We start from the raw sequence: 21578 nt of genomic DNA on the forward strand, positions 1-21578 counted from the left end.
CAACCGCCCGCTAGAAAAGAACAGTAGCGAAAGTGCCCACCTGGCGGAAGCCGACCCGCTCGTAGGTGGCTCGTGCCCGCAGGTTGAAGCCATTGACGTAGAGGCTGGTAATGGGTGCGACTCTCCGGGCGTGCTCCACCACGGCGGCCATGTACCCGGCACTCAAGCCCTGGCCGCGGTAAAGCGGGTTCATCCAGACACCTTGGATCTGGGTGACCTCGGCCGTGACGGCGCCCAGTTCGGCCTTGAACACCACCTCGCGGGCGTGGTTCAGGTGGACCAGGGAATGCCCTTGGCGAATGAGCCCTTCCACCCGCCGGCTATAGAACTCCCGGCCCCCCAGGAAGGGCGAATATCCCACTTCTTCCTCGAACATTGCGGCGCAGGCAGGCAGGATGCGGTCAAAGTCCGCAAGGTTTCCCGGCTCAAGGCCGGGGTTTGGCTTGATCACCGGCGGGCCCTCGATGGTCATGAGGGGCTGTTCCGCGCGGACTTCGTGGGCCCGATGGCCGCGTGCCAGGAGTTCCGCGTGCAGCGCCAGGACCGCCTCGGCCGGGCCAAAGGCCGAGGCGTAGCGGCGGCCGGATGTGTTGGCCACTTCCGCGACCACCCCTGCCAACTCGGGGTCCAGCTGGACCGGAACCAGGTTCGCCCCTGCCCAGCACGCACCCACCAGGACGCCGTCGTCGAAAACACCGATCACGCCGGCGCCGCCGCTGGTGGGCGCGGCAGTGCCGGCGGCACGCAAATGCGCGAGGATAAAGACATTGGTGACCGGATCCTGCTGCGCCAGCATCCGGAGCGCAGCAGTATCCGTGCCGTCCAACGTGCGGACGGAAAGTCCCGGAGGGTCGGGGACCTCCTTACGAGACGCTAACCACGGGGCTACCCTTGACAGCATCTTCGCCATCGGCCTCCCCCATCTCTTCCGCGATACGCATGGCCTCTTCGATCAGTGTCTCAACAATTTGACTCTCGGGCACAGTCTTGATGACTTCACCCTTCACAAAGATCTGGCCCTTGCCGTTGCCGGAAGCAACGCCAAGATCTGCCTCACGGGCTTCACCGGGACCGTTGACCACGCAGCCCATCACGGCCACGCGCAGCGGGATCTCCATGCCTTCCAGGCCAGCGGTCACCTGCTCAGCAAGGGTGTACACGTCCACCTGCGCCCGGCCGCAGGACGGGCAGGAGACAATCTCCAGTTTCCGGGGACGCAGGTTGAGGGACTGGAGAATCTGGTTGCCCACCTTGATTTCCTCCACCGGCGGGGCGGAGAGCGAAACCCGGATGGTGTCGCCGATGCCACGGGACAGGAGAGCCCCGAAGGCCGTGGCTGACTTAATGGTTCCCTGGAACGCGGGCCCGGCCTCGGTCACACCGAGGTGAAGCGGCCAGTCGCCCTTCTCCGCCAGCATCTCGTAGGCAGCCACCATCACCACGGGGTCGTTGTGCTTCACGGAGATCTTGAAGTCGTGGAAGCCGTGCTCTTCGAACAGTGATGCTTCCCATACAGCAGACTCCACCAGCGCTTCAGGGGTGGCCTTGCCGTATTTCTTGAGGATGCCGGGCTCCAGCGAGCCTGCGTTCACCCCGATGCGGATGGAAGTGCCGTGATCGCGGGCGGCCGCCGCGATTTCCTTAACCTGGTCATCAAACTTACGGATGTTTCCGGGGTTCACGCGCACCGCCGCGCAGCCCGCTTCGATGGCGGCGAAGACGTATTTCGGCTGGAAGTGGATGTCCGCGATCACCGGGATCTGGGACTTCTTGGCGATGATGGGCAGCGCTTCGGCGTCATCGGCTGACGGGCAGGCGACGCGCACGATGTCACAACCGGAGGCCGTGAGTTCCGCGATCTGCTGCAGGGTCGCGTTGATGTCGGTGGTGGGCGTGGTGGTCATGGACTGCACGCTGATGGGGAAATCAGAACCCACCCCCACAGAACCGACCTTGATCTGGCGGGTCTTCCGGCGGGGGGCAAGGACGGGCGGCGGTGCCGCAGGCATTCCCAGGCTGACCGAGGTCACGTGGACTCCTAAAAGTTTAAAAGGTGGGCGGCTAGGCGGTGAGGCCGGCCAGCATGCCGGTAATGGGAGACCACTCCGTGATGCGCGTTCCGGCGATAACTCCGGCGGCCGCAAAGGGGTCCTGCTTGAGGATCGAGTTCAGGGCAGCCTCGTCTGCGGCCTTGAAGATCAGCAGCGCTCCCGCCCCGTCACCGTAGGGCCCGCTTGCCAGGATGGCACCGTCCTGCGCCAGGCCGGCGGTCCATTCGCGGTGCGCCGGACGGGCTTCACTGCGGGCTTCGGTGGAATCGGCGGCGTAAACGTACTCAACGGCAAAAACTGTCATACGGCTACCCTATCGCCCTGCCTGCCGTTGCACGCATCCGGACAGCCGAACAGGATTCTTCCCACACCGCAGCGGCCCTGGACCACAAGACAGGTGTTCCCAGGGCATGTCCCAGGACATGCCCTGTGCGACGAGGTCCTAGGACAGGAACAGGACTTTGACTGCTGCTGCTGTTCCGGCCGCCCAGAGCATGGAGGTCAGGGTTCCAATGATGAAGCGTTCGGCCGCCACCGGCGTTTCCTTCAGCTCGGCGAACCGGCCGAGGCCCTTGATGGCCACGATGTAGGCGATGGCCACCGGCTGGCCGGTCAGGATGGCCAGGCAAACCCCCAGCCTTTCAAGGACTCCGATGATCGCCCCGCCGCGCAGGATGCGCTGGGTTGGCACCGGCGGCCCGGAAGCGGGGCCGGCCGACGGCGGGACGTCCGGTGGCGCCGTCAGCTCACCGTCCACGCTTTGGGTTTCCGCGTGCGGGGCATCAACGGTGACGTCTGCGGACGGATCCTCCGCTGCCCTACTGGCCTCTTCTGCTGCTTTGGCGGCATCTGCCCTATCGTCGATCGTCCGGGCGAGCCGGAACACCAGGGCCGTCACCGGCCAGCCGGCGAGGCCAGCCACCACCAGCGCGGCGGTAATCCAGACGGCAGTCACGTGTCTCCTTCGTTCCGGGGCGGGGCTGTTTCGGGCGGGGCTGTTTCGGGCGGGGCTGTTTCGGGCGGGGCTGTTTCGGACCGGGCTGTCTCGGGCGGGGCCAGCTCGGTCGCGGCTGGTTCGGCCCGGGCTGGCCCAGTACCGGCAATGCGGCTCCGCGCGTACTCCAGGAGCATGGCTGCTGCCGGCCTGGCTGCCCATTCTTCCTGCCAGCCCGAGCGAAGCACGGCACGGCTCACCGATTGCTCCGTTATTCCCAACTCCCGGGCCACTTGTTTCTGGCTGCCGTGTTTGCCGTCGCCGGCCCGCACGGCGCGGAGTCGGTCCACTACGCGCCACTGGGCCCCCGTCCGTTCCTGCACAAGGCGTCCGATCAACCGGAGCACCGCCTGGGCGTTGGCACCTGCCATGGCACCTTCCTTGGTTTGGTTCGGGATTTCCTTCCCGCGGCCCATCATCCCTGCGACCACTGACAGCGGCACCTGGCCTGCAGCAGTCTTCGCCAGTTCCACGGCTTTTCGCGCGGCCACAAACCCGCTTCCGGACCCTTCGCGGGGGCTGCCTCCCGGAGCCATCTGCACCACCCCGATACCAATCCCCACGTACCAGTTCCCGGTCCGGAGGGCATGCAGCGCCACATCCACCACCTCGTCGGGCCGGTCCACCACGCCTTGGAGTTCGTCGCCCACCGAACGTTCAAACCGTGCGGAGGTGAGGCCCTGCAGCTCGGCTATCAACTCCGGCACGCGATCGACATCCGAAGTGCTGCCCCGCTGGTCAATGGTCAGTACGTACATGCACTAACCGTATGCAGCTGATCCACAATAATCAATCATAAATAGCTGATTATTCGACATCAGCCAATCTAGGCTGATACACGGGACTCAGCCCTGAGGCCATTCCCAGTCTGCATGCCACGAATATCAGCCGAAGAGGTTTACCGGCTTCACGATGTCCGCATAGATGAGGAGTGCGCTCATGCCCATCAGCAACGCTGCCACGACATAAGTCACCGGGAGGAGCTTGGCGATATCAAAAGCTCCCGGGTCAGGCTTCCCGAACAGTTTGGCCACCCGGCGTCGGGCACCTTCGTACAGCGCCCCGGCCACGTGGCCGCCGTCGAGAGGCAACAGCGGAACCAGGTTGAAGACCGCCAGCGCAAAGTTAAGCCCGGCCAGCAGACCGATCAGGGTGGCCACCCGCGACTGGACGGGGATCTCCTCCATGGCAGCCACTTCACCGGCCACCCTGCCGACGCCCACCACGCTGATGGGGCCGTTGGGGTCGCGCGGTTCCTCGCTGAACGCAGCCTTCGCCACGCCCACCACCCGCGCCGGGAGGTTGAAGATCACGCCCGCCACCTGCTTGATGTTCTCCCCCGCCATGGGCAGAACGGACGACGCCGGCTGCGGCACCAGTTCCGTCTGCGCACCAATGCCCAGGAAGCCGACGTCCTGGTACAGGAGGTTGCCGGCGTCGTCCGTTGCCTGCCGGCCGTCCACTCCGATGATGGGCCGGGCGGACAGCACGGGGGTCACGGTGGTGGACACCGGCGAGCCGTCCCGTTCAACTGTGATGGCCACCTCACGGCCGGCGGAGGCACGGATCCACTCGGTCAACTGGTCCCAGCTGGTGACGGTCTTGCCGTCGAAGGAGGTTACTGTATCGTTCGGTTCCAGGCCGGCAGCGGCCGCGGGAGTCAGCTGGCAGTCGGCCGAATCCGGGTCCACTGTTTCACCGGCCGCCACCTGGCACTTGGAGACGTCGGAGATGGTGGTGGTGGCCGTGGCGAAGCCGAACCCCATCAGCAGGACGGCCGTCAGGATGACGCCGAGGACCATGTTCATGGCCGGACCGCCCAGCATCACGATGATCTTTTTCCACACTGGAAGCCGGTAAAAGACGCGGTTTTCGTCGCCCGGGCCCACTTCCTCGTGCGCCATCGAGCGGGCTTCCGTGGCCAGGGTCTGGAACATTCCGGTGCTGGAGGGACGGACCGTCCCGTCCTCTTTGTTGGGCGGGTACATGCCGATCATGGACACGTAGCCGCCCAGCGGGATGGCCTTCACGCCGTACTCGGTTTCGCCTTTCCGCCTCGACCAGAGGGTGGGGCCAAAGCCGATCATGTACTTGGTGACCCGGACCTTGAAGAGCTTGGCGGGCAGGAGGTGGCCCACTTCGTGGAGCGCGATGGAGGCCGCGATGCCGATGGCCACAAAAACGACACCGAGGACAAAGAGGAGAACGGGGGTCATGGAGGTGCTTGCTGCTTCCTAGAGACTGCTGACTGCTAAACGTTCATGGGCGCGCGCACGTGCCCAGCTCTCAGCATCCAGTACGGATTCCACTGTCAGCCCGGAGGAACCTGTGTGTTCGCCGAGAACGGCTGCGATGGTGTCCACGATGTCCGTGAACCGGATGCGGCCGGCATGGAACGCCGTGACCGCTTCCTCGTTGGCGGCATTGAAGACTGCCGGGAACGTGCTGCCCTGCTTGGCGGCGTCCTTCGCAAGGTCCACCGCAGGGAACGCCGCAACGTCCAGGGGCTCGAAGGTCCAGGTGGCGGCCTGGGTCCAGTCACAGGCCGCGGCCGCTTTGGGGACCCTGTCCGGCCAGCCCAGCCCCAGGGCTATGGGAAGGCGCATGTCCGGCGGCGAGGCCTGCGCAATGATGGATCCGTCGACGAATTGCACCATGGAGTGCACCACGGACTGGGGATGGACCACCACGTCGATCCGGTCCAGCGGCACATCGAAGAGCAGGTGGGCCTCGATGACTTCCAGCCCTTTGTTGACGAGGGTGGCGGAGTTGGTGGTGACCATGACCCCCATGTCCCACGTGGGGTGGGCAAGCGCCTCCTGCGGCGTGACGTCGTGGAGCTCCTCCCGGTTCCGGCCCCGGAAAGGGCCGCCGGATGCCGTGAGGATCAGTCTCTCCACCTCGCCGGCCGAACCCGAACGCAGGCACTGGGCGATGGCCGAATGCTCCGAATCCACGGGGACAATCTGGCCTTCACGGGCCGCCGCCTTGACGAGTTCTCCGCCCACGATCAGGGATTCCTTGTTGGCCAGGGCTAGTGTGGCACCGGATTTCAGCGCCGCGAGCGTCGGCGCAAGTCCGATTGATCCGGTGATGCCGTTGAGCACCACGTCAGCTTCCACCTCCGCGATCCTGGTGGACGCGTCCGGCCCGGCAATGATTTCCGGCCGGTAACCATGCTTCCCCGCTGCGGCGGCCGCTTCGGCCACGAGCGTTTCCAGTTTACCGGCGTCTCCGCCGGCAATGCCGATGGCGCCGGCACCGGTGTGCACGGCCTGGCGGGCCAGGAGTTCGAGGTTGCCTCCCCCGGCGCTGAGCGCCACCACCTCGAAAAGGTGCGGGGCGCCGTCGACGACATCAATCGCCTGGGTGCCGATGGAGCCGGTGGATCCGAGGAGGGCGATCTTGCGTGGCTGCATCCGTTAAGTATCGCGCACCATCCCAGGCCCGCCGCGCCTTGACCCAGCGCTCCGTGGCCCAGTGCTCCGTGGCCCAGTGCTCCTTGACCACAGGACGGCCGGGCGTAGCGTGGATTGCGTGGACTGGCTCTCCTGGTTTGACGCCCCGGAATACGAGTTCGCCCGACAGGTGCTGCAGCGCGGGGTGGCAGCACTGTATCTTGTTGCGTTCCTGTCCTCCCTGAACCAGTTCCCGGCCTTGCTGGGTGAGCGGGGGCTTCTGCCGGTACCGGAGTACCTGGCCGGGTTCAGCTGTCTGCGCCGGCCCACCCTTTTCCGCTGGCGCTATTCGGACCGGCTGCTGCGCTGGGTGTGCGCCGCAGGTCTGGTGATATCCGCCCTGCTCGTTGCCGGCATCCCGCAGGCGGGGCCGCCGTGGGTCCCGCTGCTGGCTTTCCTGGCCCTGTGGCTGCTCTACATGTCCATCGTGAACGTGGGCCAGACGTTCTACGGCTTCGGCTGGGAGATGCTCCTGCTGGAGGCGGGATTCACGGTGGCGTTCCTGGGTTCAGACCAGACCGATCCCCCGCGCACCATCCTGATCCTGATCGTGTGGCTCGTGTTCCGGCTCGAATTCGGCGCGGGCATGATCAAGATCCGCGGCGGCAGGGAATGGCGGGACCTCACCGCCCTCTACTACCACCATGAGACGCAGCCGATGCCCGGACCCCTGAGCCGGCAGGCACACCTGCTGCCCAAGCCCCTCCACAAGGTGGAAGTGCTGGGCAACCATTTCGCCCAGCTGGTGGTGCCCTTCTTCCTGTTCGCGCCCCAGCCCGTTGCCAGCGTGGCAGCCACGGTGGTCATCCTCACGCAGCTATGGCTTGTGGCCACCGGGAATTTCGCCTGGCTGAACTGGATTGCCATTGTGCTGGCCTTCGCCGCGGTGAGCGATCCGGTGGCCCACGCTGTGTTCCCGGTGATCCCGCTGGACTGGCACGGTACCGCGGACCGGGAGACCCCGCTGTGGTGGCTGGCCATCACGCTGGCCGCCACCTTGCTGCTGCTGGTCCTCAGCTACTGGCCGCTGCGCAACCTGTTCTCCAGGCGCCAGTTGATGAATGCCAGCTTCAACCGGTGGCAGCTGGCCAACACCTACGGTGCGTTCGGATCAGTGACGAAGCAGCGCATTGAGATCGTGGTGGAAGGAACGCTGGACAACGTTCCGGACGACTCCTCGGACTGGCGCGAGTACGGCTTCAAGGGCAAGCCCGGGGACCTTAGGCGGGTGCCCCGGCAGTGGGCGCCCTACCACCTGCGGCTGGACTGGCTGATGTGGTTCCTTCCGTTGCGGACAGTCCACGAGGAGTGGTTTTACGCCTTCCTGGGCAAGCTGCTGGAGGCGGACCCCCAGACGCTGCGGCTGCTCCAGCATGACCCGCTCGACGGCGAGGCCCCGCACCTGGTGCGCGTGCGCAGCTACCACTACCGGTTCTCCACCCGGAAAGAGTTCCGCGATACGGGAAACCGTTGGGTCCGGACGCTGGTCTACGAACCGATTCCGCCCGTATCGCTGCGGGGCTCGAGCGGGCGGAGGCGCTAGACGCGCTCGCCTTTACGTCGAAGGATCGACTCAGCGTGCTTGAGGATAGGCCCGTCGACCATCTGGCCCTTGTATTGGAAGACGCCCTGTCCCGCAGCTGCCGCGGCCTGCAGCAATTCTGTTGCAGCGGAGACTTCGGCTTCGGATGGTGCGTACGCTTCCCGGACCCCGGCGGCCTGGCTGGGGTGGATGCAGGCCTTGGAGCTGAATCCGGAGGCGACGGCGTCGGCCGCTTCCGCGGCCAGTCCGGCAAGGTCCGGAATGTTGGTGTAGACGGCGTCCACGGCCTCCTTGCCAAACGCCCTGGCGGCGATGAGGACTGTGGAACGGGCGTGCAGCGCAACGGCCCGGTAGCCGCCGTCGTCCGTCCTGCTGGAGGTCCCGCCCAAAGATGCCAGCAGGTCCTCGGCGCCCCACATCAGCGCCACCACGTTCGGGGCGGCTGCGATGGCGGGAGCGTTCAGGACACCGGCGGCCGTTTCGCACAGGGCGATCACCTGGTACCCGGCCAGGGCTTCCAGCTGCATGGCGTTCTCGGCCTTGGCGAGCATCACCGTGCGGTACGGCGTGTGGGCCAGGCAGTGCAGGTCCTTCTCGAACTCCTCCGTGCCTGCGGGGTTGAGCCGGATAATGGTCCGGCTGGGATCCAGCTCGGGTACATCGCCGGCGGCTCCGAGCTGGGCCAGGATGGCACCGCGCGCACGTTGCTTGTCCGCCGGGGACACGGCATCCTCGAGATCGAGGATCACAGCGTCCGCGCGGGTGGCGGCCTTCTGGTAGCGCTCCGGCCGGTCAGCAGGGCAAAAAAGCAGGGCGGGGCCCATCACAAAGGTCATACCGGTATTGTGCCCCCTTCGCCGCCAAGCTGCTGCCGGTGCGCATCCCGGGTCCACATCAGGCAGCTGCGAGTGGCCAGTGCCACCACTGTGCCGTCCTGGTTGCGGCCGGTGTGTTCCATGGTGACGATGCCTTGGCCCGGCCGCGATGCGGAGAGCCGCTTTCCGCTGATGACTGTCTCGGTATAGAGGGTATCGCCGTGGTACAGAGGATGTGGGAAGGAGACGTCAGTCAGGCCGAGCTGGGCGATGATGGTCCCCTGGGTCAGTTGCGACACGGACTGGCCCACCATCGTGGCCAGCGTGAACATCGAGTTGACCAGCCGCTGGCCGAACGGCTGCCCGGCGCTCCAGGCCGCGTCGAGGTGCAGTGCCTGGGTGTTCATGGTGAGGGTGGTGAACAGGACGTTGTCTGCTTCGGTGACAGTGCGGCCTGGCCGGTGGGCGTACAGCACCCCTTCTTCCAGCTCATCGAAGTACAGGCCGCGCTGCTCGATGACGCGCTGCTCCCCCGGGCTGGAACCGGTGGTTGGGTCCTCTGGATCTTTCCCGTCCGTCATACGGTCAGTTCCCGGTCTTCTTCGAAAAGCTCTGCGCCGGTGGCTGCGGCCACTTCCTCAACCGATACGTTGGGCGCCAGTTCCCTCAGCACCAGCCGGGAGCCTGAATCGTCCGCTACAACATCGATGACCGCCAGGTCGGTGATGATCCGGTCCACACAGCCCTTGCCGGTCACGGGCAGCGAGCACTGCTTGACGATTTTGGGGTTCCCGTTCCGGTCAACGTGTTCCATCATTACAATGACCTTCTTGGCGCCGAACACCAGGTCCATGGCCCCACCCATTCCCTTGACCATCTTTCCCGGAATCATCCAGTTTGCGAGGTCGCCGTTCTGGGCCACCTCCATGGCGCCCAGAACGGCCACATCCACGTGGCCGCCGCGGATCATGCCGAAAGATGTGGCGGAATCGAAGAACGCCGCCCCCTTGTTGACCGTGACAGTTTCCTTGCCCGCGTTGATCAGGTCCGGATCAACAGCATCCTCCGCAGGATAAGGGCCGACGCCGAGGATTCCGTTTTCGGAATGCAGCACCACTTCAACGCCGTCAGGGATGTAGTTGGGGATCAGGGTTGGCATGCCGATCCCCAGGTTGACGTACTGGCCATTGCTCAGTTCGCGGGCCACCCGGGCGGCCAGTTCATTCCTGGTCCAGCCTTTGGCGCCGGTCCCGTCTGCTGCCATCTCATGCTGCTGGGCCGCCCGGCGGTACTCAGGGCGGACCCCTTCGGGCCGCGGGGCGTAGGGGCTGTTCGGGTCCATGGCTAGGCTCCTGCCTGCGGGTTGCTGCCGGTCTGGGTGGATGCGTTGGCGTGGCTGCCGTTCCCGGCCGGCGGAGCCAGGGAAACTGTCCGTTTCTCGATGCGTTTCTCGGCATTCGCGGCCAGGACCACCCGCTGCACGAAGATTCCGGGGGTGTGGATGTGTTCGGGGTCCAGCTGACCCGGCTCCACGAGTTCCTCCACCTCGGCAATGGTGATGCGGCCGGCCATGGCACACAGCGGGTTGAAGTTCATGGCGGTGGCGTGGAACACCAGGTTTCCGTGCCGGTCGCCCTTCCATGCGTGGACCAGCCCGAAGTCCGGCGCCAAAGCCTCTTCCAGCACGTAGTCAACCCCGGCGAAGGAGCGCACCTCCTTTGGTGCGGACGCGATCGCTACCCCGCCTTCGGCGTCGTACTTTTGCGGCAGGCCGCCCTCGGACACCTGGGTACCTACGCCGGCCTTGGTGTAGAAAGCCGGGATGCCGGCGCCGCCGGCGCGGAGTTTTTCGGCCAGCGTTCCCTGCGGCGTCAGAACCACCTCCAGTTCACCGGCCAGGTATTGCCGCGCGAACTCCTTGTTCTCGCCCACATAGGAGCTGATGGTGCGGCGGATCCGGCCGTCGCGCAGCAGGATGCCCAGGCCCCAGTCGTCCACGCCGCAGTTGTTGCTGACCGTTTCCAACTCCGAGGTTCCGGCCTTGTGCAGCGCGTCAATGAGGGTGACAGGGATTCCGCACAAACCGAAACCGCCCACGGCCAGTGAAGCGCCGTCCGGAATGTCCGCCACGGCTTCCTCCGCGGAGGCAACAACCTTGTTAATCATCGATGATCCTTTCAGGCCGGCTACAGTCCCTGCTCGTACAAACCCCGGTTGCTACAGACCGAGTTCGCGGGCGATCAGCATCAGCTGGACCTCCGTGGTGCCCTCCCCCACTTCAAGGATCTTGGAGTCGCGGTAGTGGCGCGCCACGGTGAACTCGTTGATGAAGCCATAGCCGCCGAACACCTGGGTGGCATCCCGCGCATTGTCCATGGCCGCCTCGCCTGCGACCATCTTAGCGATGGCCGCCTGGGTCTTGAACGGCTTCCCGGCAAGCATGCGGGAGGCCGCATCGTAGTAGGCCAGGCGGGCAGTGTGGGCCCTTGCCTCCATGCGGGCGATCTTGAATGAGATGGCCTGGTACTTGCCGATCTGGTGTCCAAAGGCACTGCGTTCCTTGGCGTACTTGACCGACAGATCCACGCAGCCCTGGGCCGCACCAGTGGCCAGGGCTGCGATGGCGATCCGGCCCTCGTCCAGGATGGAGAGGAAGTTGGCGTAACCGCGGCCTTCCGCCCCCAGCAGGTTTGCTTCCGGAACGCGGACGTCCTTCAGGGTGAGCGGGTGGGTGTCCGAGGCGTTCCAGCCCACTTTGTTGTACGGCTTCTCCGCCTTGAAGCCGGGTGTGTCGGTGGGCACGAGGATGGTGGAGATTTCCTTCTGGATGGAGCCGTCCGCGCGTTCCTTCTGCCCGGTGACGGCGGTGACGGTGACCAGGCGGGTGATGTCCGTGCCGGAGTTGGTGATGAACTCCTTGTTGCCGTTGATCACCCACTCGCCGCCCTCCCGCCGGGCGTGGGTCTTGGTGCCGCCGGCATCCGATCCTGCTTCCGGCTCGGTCAGGCCAAAGCCGGCGAGCGCCTGGCCGGACGCGAGCATGGGCAGCCACTGCTGCTTCTGCTCCTCGGTGCCAAACCGGTAGACGGGCATGGCACCCAGGGATACACCGGCTTCGAGCGTGATTGCCACAGACTGGTCCACCCGGCCCAGCTGTTCGAGCGCGAGGGCCAGGGCGAAGTAGTCCCCACCCATCCCGCCGAAATCCTCGGGAAAGGGCAGCCCGAACAGGCCCATCTCCGCCATCTGCTTGACCACTTCGTACGGGAAGCTGTGCTCCTCGTCGTGCTTGGCCGATACCGGGGCCACTACTTCGTCAGCGAATTCGCGGACGGTGTTGCTGAGATCCTGGTATTCCTCGCTGAGTTCAAAACCTGCCATGGCTAGGCTCCTTTGCCTGTTGCGTCTGAATCTGGGGTTGCGTCTGCCCCTGTGGGGCTGGTGCCGTTTGCGGCGGGATGCGGATGAATGGTGGCGAGCACCTGGTCCGCCTTCACGAGGTCGCCGGGACGGGTGGTGAGGTGCACTGTTCCGTTCAGCGGAGCCAGCAGCTGGTGCTCCATCTTCATGGCCTCCACGGAAACGAGTACCTGCCCGGTGGTGACGGCGTCACCGTCACTGACCGGAACGGACACCACCGTGCCCGGCATGGGTGAGCGCACGGCTGGATCGGCGGCGCCCTCTTCCCGTTGGATCGCCGCAAGCACCCGTTCCAGGCGTGATTCCCGGGTCAGGACTTCCAGCCGGCAGGACCAGCCCCCGTTGCCGAGGAAGATTTCGGCAGGCAGAGGGTTGTCAGGGCCGGACGGAAGCGGTCCGGCCTGCACCCTGACCAGCGAGTACGTTGCGGACTTCCCGTCAAGGGTGATTTCAGCGTGGCCGGCACCGGGGAACCTCAGTGTGGCTTCACGCCGGGGGCCACTATCCACGGCAACGGTGGCAGTCCCCTGCCGTGCGGATTCAAACACCTGCACTGTTGCCACCCCGCCGTCGGGTGTTCCCAGGCTGATCCGGCGAGGCGCGCGCGCTCCGAGCCGCCAGCCGTTGCGGGCGTGCCACGGACCGTGCGGTAACTCCCCGCCCTCTGGTCCCTCCGCCGCAATTGCGAAGAGCGCTGCCGCCACCAGTTCGGCCTCACCCACGCGGCGGAACGCGAGATCCGGCAGTTTGCGCTCGATCAGGCTGGTGTCCAGGCGGCCTGCGCGGACGTCGGGATCGTTGATCAGCAGCCGCAGGTATTCCACGTTGGTGTCCAGCCCCAGGGCCGTGTAACCGGCGAGCGCAGTATCCAGCGTTTCCAGGGCTGCGGCCCGGTCCTCACCCCAGGCGATGACCTTGGACATCATGGGGTCGTAGCTGGAGGACAGCTGCAGCCCCTCCACAAGGGAGGAATCCACCCTGATCCGGCCCTTGCCGGCAGCCGCCTCCACGCCGGGGGTGCTTCCCGGCCGCTGCCTGGGACCGGGCAGTTCGTCCAGCAGGAGAACTGTCCCGGTGGACGGCAGGAAGTTCTTCTCCGGCACCTCCGCGTAAACGCGCGCTTCCACGGCGTGTCCGTTAAGTTCGACGTCGGCCTGCCGGACGGTGAGTTCCTCGCCGGCGGCGATCCGCACCTGCCACTCCACGAGGTCCACCCCGGTGACCATCTCGGTAACGGGATGCTCCACCTGCAGGCGCGTGTTCATCTCCATGAAGTAAAACTCGTCCGGCGCCTCGTCCGACACCAGGAACTCCACGGTTCCGGCGCCACTGTAATTGACGCTGCGCGCAGCGTTGCAGGCGGCCTCGCCGATGCGGGCGCGGATGGCGCCGCCGTCGGGCAGCGCTTCAAGCAACGGCGACGGGGCCTCCTCGATGACTTTCTGGTGCCGCCGCTGCAGCGAGCATTCACGCTCGCCCAGGTGAATGACATTGCCATGGTTATCGGCCAGCACCTGCACCTCGATATGCCGCGGGGTGGACACCAGGCGTTCCAGGAAAAGCGTGTCATCACCGAACGCGCTCGCTGCGACGCGCCGGGCGGTGGCCAGAGTGTCCGGAAGGTCCTCAGGGTGTTCCACCACGTGCATGCCCTTGCCGCCTCCGCCCGCCGAGGGCTTGATGAGCAGCGGAAAACCGACAGCGCCGGCGGCCTGGATCAACTGCTCATCGGTCATGCCGGGCTTCGCTATCCCCGGAACCACGGGGACACCATAGCCGGCCACGTGGTTCTTGGAGCGGATCTTGTCCCCCATCATGTTCAGGGCCTCGATGCCCGGGCCTATGAACGTAATGCCGGCCTGGTCCAAAGCGCGGGCGAAGTCGGCATTTTCGCTCAGGAAGCCGTACCCCGGGTGAACCGCTTCGGCCCCGGTCGTACGGCAGGCTTCAAGGATGGCGCCGATCTTCAGGTAGCTCTCTGCTGCTGCGGCGGGGCCGATCCGAACGGCAGTGTCAGCTTCGCGCACGTGCCGGGCGCCGGCGTCGGCATCGCTGTAAACGGCGACCGAACGGATGCCCAGGGCGCGCAGGGAGCGGATCACCCGGCAGGCGATCTCGCCCCGGTTGGCCACCAGGACCGTGGCGAAGAGCGGTTTACGGGTTATGGGCGTGCTGGTAAGGGAAGGCGTGGTCACAGGGCTCACATCCTGAAGAGGCCGAAGGAGGTTTCCGGCAGCGGGGTGCGGGACACCACGTCCAGCGCCAGGCCCAGGACCATGCGGGTGTCGGCGGGATCAATCACGCCGTCATCCCACAACCGGGCGGTGGAGTAGTACGGGCTGCCCTGGTCCTCGTACTGCCGGCGGATGGGCGCCTTGAAGGCTTCCTCGTCCTCGGCGGACCACTCCTGGCCGGCCGTTTCGTACTGCTCACGCTTGACGGTGGCCAGGACACTGGACGCCTGGTTGCCGCCCATCACGGAGATGCGCGCCGCCGGCCACATCCACAGGAACCGCGGTGAGTACGCGCGGCCGCACATGGAGTAGTTGCCCGCGCCGAACGAGCCGCCGATGACAACCGTCAGTTTGGGCACCCGCGCGGTGGCGACGGCCGTCACCATCTTGGCGCCGTTCTTGGCGATTCCGCCTTGCTCGGCGTCCCTGCCCACCATAAAGCCGGAGATGTTCTGCAGGAACACCAGCGGGATCCCGCGCTGGTCGCACAGCTCAATGAAGTGCGCGCCCTTGAGCGAGGACTCGCTGAACAGCACGCCGTTGTTGGCCACGATACCCACCGGGTGCCCATGCAGGCGGGCGAAACCGGTCACCAGGGTGGTGCCGTACTCCTTCTTGAATTCGTGAAACCTGCTGCCGTCCACCAGCCGGGCGATGACCTCATGGACGTCGTACGCGGCATTGACGTCCGTGGGCACGGCACCATATAGCCCTTCAGGTTCCGTGACAGGTTCGACGGCGGCACTCACGTCCCACGCCGGCGGCGCAGGAGGAGGCAGTGTGGCCACGATGTCGCGGATGATCTGCAGGGCGTGTTCGTCGTTCTCTGCAAGGTGGTCCGTTACGCCGGAGATCCTGGAGTGGACGTCCCCGCCGCCTAACTCCTCGGGGCTGACGATCTCGCCGATCGCCGCCTTCACCAGCGGCGGCCCGCCCAGGAAGATGGTGCCCTGGTTCCGGACAATGACGGTTTCGTCGCTCATCGCGGGAACGTAGGCGCCGCCGGCCGTGCAGGAGCCCATAACGGAGGCGATCTGCGGAATCTTGGCCGCCGAGAGCCGGGCCTGGTTGTAGAAGATCCGGCCGAAGTGGTCCCGGTCCGGGAAAACCTCATCCTGTTTGGGCAGGAAGGCGCCGCCGGAGTCCACCAGGTAGATGCACGGCAACCGGTTTTCCAGCGCAATCTCCTGGGCGCGGAGGTGCTTCTTGACGGTCATTGGGTAGTAGGTTCCGCCCTTGACCGTGGCGTCGTTGGAGATCACCAGCACGTGGCGGCCGTGGACCAGGCCTATCCCGGCGATCACTCCCGCGCCGGGAGCTTCGTTGTTGTACATCCCGTTGGCTGCGAGGGGAGCGATTTCCAGGAACGGGCTGCCGTCATCCAGCAGCTGGTCGATGCGCTCACGCGGCAGGAGCTTCCCCCGGGCCACATGGCGCTGCCGGGATTTCTCCGGCCCGCCCATGGCGGCGTCGGCGAGCTTCTTCCGCAGCTCTTCGGCAAGCTCATGCTGGGCCGCGCGGTTGGCTGCAAACGACTCTGCAGTCCCATCGAGCCGGGTGGCAAGGGTCTCCATTGACGGTCCGTTCCTGTTCCAATCCGAGTACTGCTTAGGCAACTCGGTTAGTGCTCAATAACTGAAATTCAGGTTAGTCTGGATTAACTGTGAAGTCCACCACATAGCCGCTCTTGCTAGAATCTGCGGGATCCGAGGAGGAAATGTGCGCAGTACCGACGCCACGCAGACCGGCACTGCCCGGACCGGCCCGTCAACACAGGGTTCATCAACGCAGGGTTCATCAACGCAGGGCCCGGCATCACCGGCCCCATCAACCCAGCGCGGGCAGGCGAAGGAGAGCCGCAGGCAGGCGCTGCTGTCGGCTGCGGCGTCGCTGTTTGCGGTCAACGGGTTCAACCGTGTTTCCCTGGAGGATCTGGGGGCGGCCGCCGGCGTCAGCGGGCCTGCCGTCTACCGGCACTTCTCCGGCAAACAGGCAGTCCTCGCAGATCTTCTGGTCACCGTCAGCCAGGAGCTGCTCGACGGCGGCCTTCAGGTCGCGGCCAGCAACTCCGACCCCGCTGCGGCCTTGAGGTGCCTGGTGGAATTCCAGGTGGATTTCGCCCTGGGCAAGCCGGACGTCATCCGTGTCCAGGACAGGGATTTCAGCAACCTTTCCGAGCAGGACCAGGCGGCAGTGCGGGCACTCCAACTGAGTTATGTCGAGGTCTGGGTGGACGTCCTCTCCAAGCTGCACCCGGACACGGATATCGCCGAGCTCCGGATGCGGGCGCATGCCACTTTCGGACTGATCAACTCCACACCGCACTCCGTGCGCAGCCACGGCCGCAAAATGGCCGCCCGTTCCGCCCGGCCCCTGCTGGAGAGTATGGCCCTGGCCGCGCTGCTGGTGGACACCCCCCAGGACTAAGACACCCGCGCGCGGCATTCACTCATTGGGGAATCCCATTCACCTTTACCTGGGGACGGCCCTGGGCCGCATGAGCGTTGCTGGCCGGCAACGCTTATGCGGTCCAGGGCCGCGGCTTCGCCAGGTAGCCACCTAGACCATGGTGAGGACCATTCCCGGGTCGGCCAGGATGGCACCAACATCGGCAAGGAAGCGCGAGCCCTGCTCCCCGTCCACCAGGCGGTGGTCGAAGGACAGGCTCAGGGTGAGGACCTGGCGCAGGGCCACCTCGCCCTGGTACTCCCACGGCGTGTTCCGCACGGCGCCGAGGGCGAGGATGGCGGCTTCCCCCGGGTTGAGGATGGGTGTCCCGGCGTCAATCCCGAACACGCCGATGTTGGTGATGGAGATGGTTCCGCCGGTGAGGTCAGCCGGTGTGGTTTTGCCGGCCCGCGCAGTTTCCGTCAGTTCAGTGAGCGCGTCTGCCAGCTGAAGGAGTGACAGCGAATGCGCGTCCTTGATGTTGGGAACGGTCAGTCCCCGGGGCGTGGCGGCTGCGATGCCCAGGTTAACGTAGTTGAAGGTCACGATCTCCTGGTTCGCCTCGTCCCACCGCGCGTTGAGGGCGGGGTTCCGGCGCAGGGCAATGAGAACGGCCTTCGCTGCCAGGGTAAGCGGCGTCAGCTTGTGTCCGGTGAACTCGCGGCTTCCCTTGAGCCTGGCCAGCAGCTCCATGGCGGGAGTGACATCCACGGTGAGGAACTCCGTGACGTGCGGCGCGGTGAAGGCGCTCTGCACCATGGCGGCTGCCGTGAACTTCCGTACCCCCTTGATGGGCGTCCGGGTTTCCCGCTCCTGGCCTGGCTGAACGCCGGCCCGGGGAACTGTTTCCCGTCCAGGCGAGCCGACGTCCGCGGACTGTCCCTCCATAAAGTGCTGGACGTCCTCGCGGGTGATCAGTCCTTGCGGTCCCGTTCCAGGGACCACTTCCAGGTTCACACCAAGGTCACGGGCCAACTTCCGCACCGGCGGTGTGGAGCGGGGCCGGGTTTCAAGACGCCGGGTTTCGACAGGCCCGGTTTCGACAGGCTCGGTTTCGACAGGCTCAACCACCGGCGACCGGGTTTCGGCTGCGTCAACCACCGAAGGCTTGCTTTCAGCAGGCTCGGTCTCGGCAGGCTCAACCACCGAAGGCTTGCTTTCAGCAGGCTCGGTTTCGGCAGGCTCAACCCCCGGAGACTTGGTTTCTGCAGGGTCAACCACCGTGGCAAGGTTGCGTTGGCGCCGCACCGGCCGGTCGGAACTTTCGACGACGGCCCCATACCCCACCAGGTTCGGTTCCCTTTTGGCCGCTGCCGGCTCCTGCTCCGGATCCGGCTTCTGCCCCGCGGGGGACGACGTGGGGGTGACGGGCCGAGAGGAGGAGGTCCCGGCGTCGTCCGCCACTTCAAACGAGACGATGGGCTTGCCCACCTCTACGATGGTGCCGGGCTGCTCGTGCAATTCTTTGATGACGCCGGCAAAAGGGGACGGAAGCTCCACCACGGCCTTGGCGGTTTCCACCTCGGCGATCACCTGGTTCAGGCTGACGGTATCCCCCACGCCTACTTTCCAGCTGAGGATTTCCGATTCGGTAAGTCCCTCGCCCAGGTCGGGGAGCCGGAATTCCTTGATCATGGTGCCGCTCATCCTTCCAGCCCGCTGAGTGAGTTCGGCCGGCCCAGGGCACGGTCCACGCCATCGAGGATCCGGTCCAGGCCCGGCAGGTGGTGCATCTCCAGCTTCGAATAGGGGTAGGGGATGTCGAAGCCGGTGACCCGGACCGGGGCCGCCTCAAGGTAGTAGAAGCAGCGTTCGGTGATACTGGCTGCCACCTCGGCACCCAGGCCGCCCGACTGGCCGGCTTCATGCGTCACCACCAGGCGGCCGGTCTTGCGGACGGACGCAACAACGGTGCGGTAGTCCACCGGCGACAGCGAACGCAGGTCGATGACCTCGATGGAGATCCCTTCATCGGCAGCGGCTATAGCGGCATCCCGGGCAGTCTTGACCAACGGGCCGTAGGCCACGAGGGTGACGTGGGTGCCGTCGGTGACAACACGGGCCTGATCCATGGGAGCGGCTGTCCGCGGATCAACGGACTCGTCCACCTCACCTTTGTCGTGGTAGCGGCGCTTGGGCTCGAAGTACAGCACGGGGTCGTCGCAGGAGATGGCTTGCTGGATGACCGTGTGGGCGTCCTGCGGGTTGGACACAGTCACCACGCGCAGGCCTGAAGTATGCGTGAAGTAGGCTTCCGGCGACTCGGAGTGGTGTTCGGGCGAGCCGATGCCGCCGCCGAACGGGATCCTGATGGTGATGGGCATCTTGACGGCGCCGCGGGTGCGGTAGTGCAGCTTGGCCACCTGGCTGACGATCTGGTCGAATGCGGGATAGATAAAGCCGTCGAACTGGATTTCCACCACGGGGCGGTAGCCGCGGTAGGCCAGTCCCACGGCCGTCCCCACAATGGCCGATTCAGCCAGGGGCGTGTCCACAACACGGTGCTTGCCGAAATCTTTCTGCAGTCCGTCGGTCACCCTGAACACACCGCCCAGTGCCCCGATGTCCTCGCCGAGGAGGACCACTTTGGGATCGTTTTCCAAAGACTTGCGCAGGCCGGTGTTAATGGCGCGGGCAAAGGTCATCTGGGTCATCAGCGTGCACCTTCTTCTGACACGGCTTCTGCGGGATCACCGAAGGAAGCCAGGTAACGGGCGTAATGGTCCTGCTGCCGGTCCAGCCAGGAATTGGGCGTGCTGTAAACGTGCTTGAAAACGTCCAGCGGCTGCGGGTCCGGCATGGTGGTGCAGCCCCTGCGCATTTCCCGGGCCACGGCGTCGGCCTTGTCCCGGACCTGCTGCTGCAGTTCTGCCGTGAGCAGGCCTTTGCGGTCCAGGAGCGCCGCAACACGGCTGACCGGATCCTTTGCCGCCCAGTCCTCGAGTTCGTTGGCATCGCGGTAGCGGGTGGGATCGTCCGCTGTGGTGTGCGGACCCATCCGGTAGCTGACTGCCTCGATGAAGGTGGGACCGCCGCCGCGCCGGGCCCGGTCCAGCGCAACCCTGGTGGCGGCCATCACGGCCAGGACGTCGTTCCCATCCACCCGGAGGCTGGGGATGCCGAACCCTGTGGCCCTGTCCGCCAGCTGGATGTGCGACTGAAGCCGGACCGGTTCGGAAATGGCCCAGTGATTGTTCGTACAGAAAAACACCACCGGCACCTGGAAGCTCGCGGCAAAAACCATGGCCTCATTGAGGTCACCTTCACTGGTGGCGCCGTCGCCGAAGTAGGTCACGGCGGCCGAATCCGCGCCATCATTTTGGATTCCCATGGCATAGCCGGTGGCGTGCAGGGTCTGGGCACCGATGATGATCTGCGGCGTGGCCATGTTGATGGAGTACGGATCCCAGCCGGAGGAGGCATTTCCGCGCCAAACCCTCACGATGTCAGTGAGGTCTACGCCCCTGCAGTAGGCGACGCCGTTTTCACGGTAGCTGGAGAACACAAAGTCGTCCTCGCGAAGGGCCCGCCCGGAACCGATCTGTGCGGCTTCCTGACCCAGCAGCGGGGGCCACAAGGCGAGCTCACCCTGCCGCTGCAGGGCTGTGGCTTCGACGTCGATGCGACGGATGACGGTCATGTCCTCGAAGAGCGAGCACAGGTGGTCGTCGGTGATGTCCTGCAACCAGGGATCGAATTCGGGGTGGCTGACGCGTTCCCCGGAAGGGGTGATCAGCTGGACAAGTCCACTTGTCCGCCCGGGGGGTTCAGCGGGACCGCCCGCGCCGGTGAAATCAGCAGCGATGGGGGCACTTGCGCTGCCTTGGCCCATTCCGTCTGTAGACACGATAGCCGCAACCTCTCACGTCGTTGACCTGCGGATTCCGGGACTTGTGGTCCCACCGCCGCCGGCCTTCCGGGCGCCGTTGCCCCGGATACTGTGACCCTACTCACAATGCTCATTGGGTACAACCACCGCGGCCGTCGCTGAGCAGAATGCTCTGTCTGGAGGCGTGAGACGGTGCTAACGTTGCGCATTATGCAAGCTTTGGATGGCACTGATACCCGGCTGCTCTCGGCCCTGGCCCAAGACCCCCGGCGGACGGTAGTGGCCCTTGCCCAGAAGCTGGGACTGTCCAGGAACACTGTGCAGGCCCGGATGGCCCAGCTGGAGAAAAAGCACGTGTTCCTGTCCTTCGAACGCCGGATCAATCCTGCGTCCCTGGGCTACCCGCTGATGGCATTTATTTCTGTCCACGTCCAGCAGCAAAAGCTGGCGCAGTTGGCCAAGGACCTGGCCGACGTCCCCGAAATCCTGGAAGGCTACGGCCTCACAGGCTCCGCCGACCTGCTGCTTCGTGTGGTGGCACTGGACGCGGAGGATCTCTTCCGGATCAACGGAAAGATCCTCGCCTGCGACGGCGTGGACCGCACGGACACGGCCCTGGCCATGGGGGAACTCATCCCGTTCCGGGTCCAGCCCCTGCTCGAGCGGGGGTCGCAGGGCGCTTAGCAGTCCCCCCGCTGTTGCCGAAGCAGGCCCCTGCCCCAGGGACGGGCGTCCGGCACGCACTCACCCCGGCTTGGGATGGGCCGCCATAAAGTACGGCGCCAC

At 65.6% G+C, this 21578-nt stretch carries 20 protein-coding genes; 3 read left to right on the forward strand and 17 right to left on the reverse strand.

All coding sequences use genetic code 11. The features are described 5' to 3' along the window. Positions 1-10: 10 nt before the first annotated feature. From QF038_RS13405 to dxr, 7 genes are all read right to left on the reverse strand, one after another. Entirely contained in the window at positions 11-901 is an 891-nt protein-coding gene (locus QF038_RS13405; protein ID WP_307613478.1) for a DUF4081 domain-containing GNAT family N-acetyltransferase, read from the reverse strand. Then, positions 864-2030: a flavodoxin-dependent (E)-4-hydroxy-3-methylbut-2-enyl-diphosphate synthase gene (gene ispG, locus QF038_RS13410; RefSeq protein WP_307610579.1), complete on the reverse strand. Its 1167-nt coding sequence runs from the start codon at positions 2028-2030 to the stop codon at positions 864-866. The genes QF038_RS13405 and ispG overlap by 38 nt, the downstream gene beginning before the upstream one ends. 31 nt (positions 2031-2061) lie before the next feature. Beyond that, a complete protein-coding gene (locus tag QF038_RS13415; protein ID WP_091418170.1) occupies positions 2062-2355 on the reverse strand; it encodes a YciI family protein in 294 nt (97 codons plus the stop codon). 138 nt (positions 2356-2493) lie between these two features. Then, on the reverse strand, positions 2494-3006 hold the full coding sequence (locus QF038_RS13420) for a hypothetical protein (protein WP_307610580.1): 513 nt from the start codon (positions 3004-3006) through the stop codon (positions 2494-2496). Beyond that, entirely contained in the window at positions 3003-3803 is an 801-nt protein-coding gene (locus tag QF038_RS13425; RefSeq protein WP_373461570.1) for a MarR family transcriptional regulator, read from the reverse strand. Before QF038_RS13425 ends, QF038_RS13420 begins: the two co-directional genes overlap by 4 nt. Positions 3804-3929: 126 nt before the next feature. Further along, positions 3930-5261: an RIP metalloprotease gene (locus QF038_RS13430; RefSeq protein WP_307610581.1), complete on the reverse strand. Its 1332-nt coding sequence runs from the start codon at positions 5259-5261 to the stop codon at positions 3930-3932. 18 nt (positions 5262-5279) lie between these two features. Beyond that, a complete protein-coding gene (gene dxr, locus QF038_RS13435) occupies positions 5280-6464 on the reverse strand; it encodes a 1-deoxy-D-xylulose-5-phosphate reductoisomerase (protein ID WP_307610582.1) in 1185 nt (394 codons plus the stop codon). Positions 6465-6582: 118 nt separating this feature from the next. Between dxr and QF038_RS13440 the strand changes: the two genes are divergently transcribed. Further along, on the forward strand, positions 6583-8046 hold the full coding sequence (locus QF038_RS13440) for a lipase maturation factor family protein (RefSeq protein WP_307610583.1): 1464 nt from the start codon (positions 6583-6585) through the stop codon (positions 8044-8046). On the opposite strand, the gene QF038_RS13445 is transcribed toward QF038_RS13440, so the two are convergent. The 7 genes from QF038_RS13445 to QF038_RS13475 are packed head-to-tail and all read right to left on the reverse strand — an operon-like array spanning position 8043 to position 16089. Continuing rightward, positions 8043-8882: a CoA ester lyase gene (locus QF038_RS13445; RefSeq protein ID WP_307610584.1), complete on the reverse strand. Its 840-nt coding sequence runs from the start codon at positions 8880-8882 to the stop codon at positions 8043-8045. The two genes, QF038_RS13440 and QF038_RS13445, sit on opposite strands and share 4 nt — an antisense overlap. Next, entirely contained in the window at positions 8879-9442 is a 564-nt protein-coding gene (locus QF038_RS13450) for a MaoC family dehydratase (RefSeq protein ID WP_307610585.1), read from the reverse strand. Before QF038_RS13450 ends, QF038_RS13445 begins: the two co-directional genes overlap by 4 nt. Then, positions 9439-10203 (reverse strand): CoA transferase subunit B, encoded by a 765-nt coding sequence (locus tag QF038_RS13455; protein ID WP_307610586.1) that lies wholly within the window; start codon positions 10201-10203, stop codon positions 9439-9441. The genes QF038_RS13450 and QF038_RS13455 overlap by 4 nt, the downstream gene beginning before the upstream one ends. A gap of 2 nt (positions 10204-10205) precedes the next feature. After that, positions 10206-11027 carry a CoA transferase subunit A gene (locus QF038_RS13460; protein ID WP_307610587.1) on the reverse strand — a complete coding sequence of 274 codons (822 nt, stop codon included), beginning with the start codon at positions 11025-11027 and terminating at the stop codon, positions 10206-10208. Positions 11028-11078: 51 nt separating this feature from the next. Further along, positions 11079-12242, reverse strand: a complete 1164-nt coding sequence (locus QF038_RS13465; RefSeq protein ID WP_307610588.1) for an acyl-CoA dehydrogenase family protein — start codon at positions 12240-12242, stop codon at positions 11079-11081. A 2-nt stretch (positions 12243-12244) separates the two neighbouring features. Continuing rightward, positions 12245-14476, reverse strand: coding sequence for a biotin carboxylase N-terminal domain-containing protein (locus QF038_RS13470; RefSeq protein ID WP_307610589.1), 2232 nt, complete (start codon positions 14474-14476; stop codon positions 12245-12247). A gap of 5 nt (positions 14477-14481) precedes the next feature. Then, entirely contained in the window at positions 14482-16089 is a 1608-nt protein-coding gene (locus QF038_RS13475) for a carboxyl transferase domain-containing protein (RefSeq protein ID WP_307610590.1), read from the reverse strand. A 145-nt stretch (positions 16090-16234) separates the two neighbouring features. Here QF038_RS13475 and QF038_RS13480 point away from each other — a divergent pair, with 145 nt between their 5' ends. After that, the gene (locus tag QF038_RS13480; protein WP_307610591.1) at positions 16235-16942 is read left to right on the forward strand and encodes a TetR/AcrR family transcriptional regulator; all 708 of its coding nucleotides are present in this window, start codon (positions 16235-16237) and stop codon (positions 16940-16942) included. A gap of 132 nt (positions 16943-17074) precedes the next feature. Here QF038_RS13480 and QF038_RS13485 read toward each other — a convergent pair whose 3' ends face one another. From QF038_RS13485 to pdhA, 3 genes are read right to left on the reverse strand one after another with little or no spacing between them, the layout of a single operon-like run. Next, positions 17075-18598, reverse strand: a complete 1524-nt coding sequence (locus QF038_RS13485; protein WP_307610592.1) for a dihydrolipoamide acetyltransferase family protein — start codon at positions 18596-18598, stop codon at positions 17075-17077. Positions 18599-18606: 8 nt separating this feature from the next. Continuing rightward, positions 18607-19617 carry an alpha-ketoacid dehydrogenase subunit beta gene (locus QF038_RS13490; protein WP_307610593.1) on the reverse strand — a complete coding sequence of 337 codons (1011 nt, stop codon included), beginning with the start codon at positions 19615-19617 and terminating at the stop codon, positions 18607-18609. Continuing rightward, positions 19617-20795 carry a pyruvate dehydrogenase (acetyl-transferring) E1 component subunit alpha gene (pdhA, locus tag QF038_RS13495; protein WP_373461645.1) on the reverse strand — a complete coding sequence of 393 codons (1179 nt, stop codon included), beginning with the start codon at positions 20793-20795 and terminating at the stop codon, positions 19617-19619. The genes QF038_RS13490 and pdhA overlap by 1 nt, the downstream gene beginning before the upstream one ends. A gap of 207 nt (positions 20796-21002) precedes the next feature. Here pdhA and QF038_RS13500 point away from each other — a divergent pair, with 207 nt between their 5' ends. Next, a complete protein-coding gene (locus tag QF038_RS13500) occupies positions 21003-21476 on the forward strand; it encodes an Lrp/AsnC family transcriptional regulator (protein WP_091418192.1) in 474 nt (157 codons plus the stop codon). The last annotated feature ends 102 nt before the right edge of the window (positions 21477-21578 follow it).

This window comes from Pseudarthrobacter sp. W1I19 (assembly GCF_030817835.1).
In the GTDB taxonomy this organism is placed as follows: domain Bacteria; phylum Actinomycetota; class Actinomycetes; order Actinomycetales; family Micrococcaceae; genus Arthrobacter.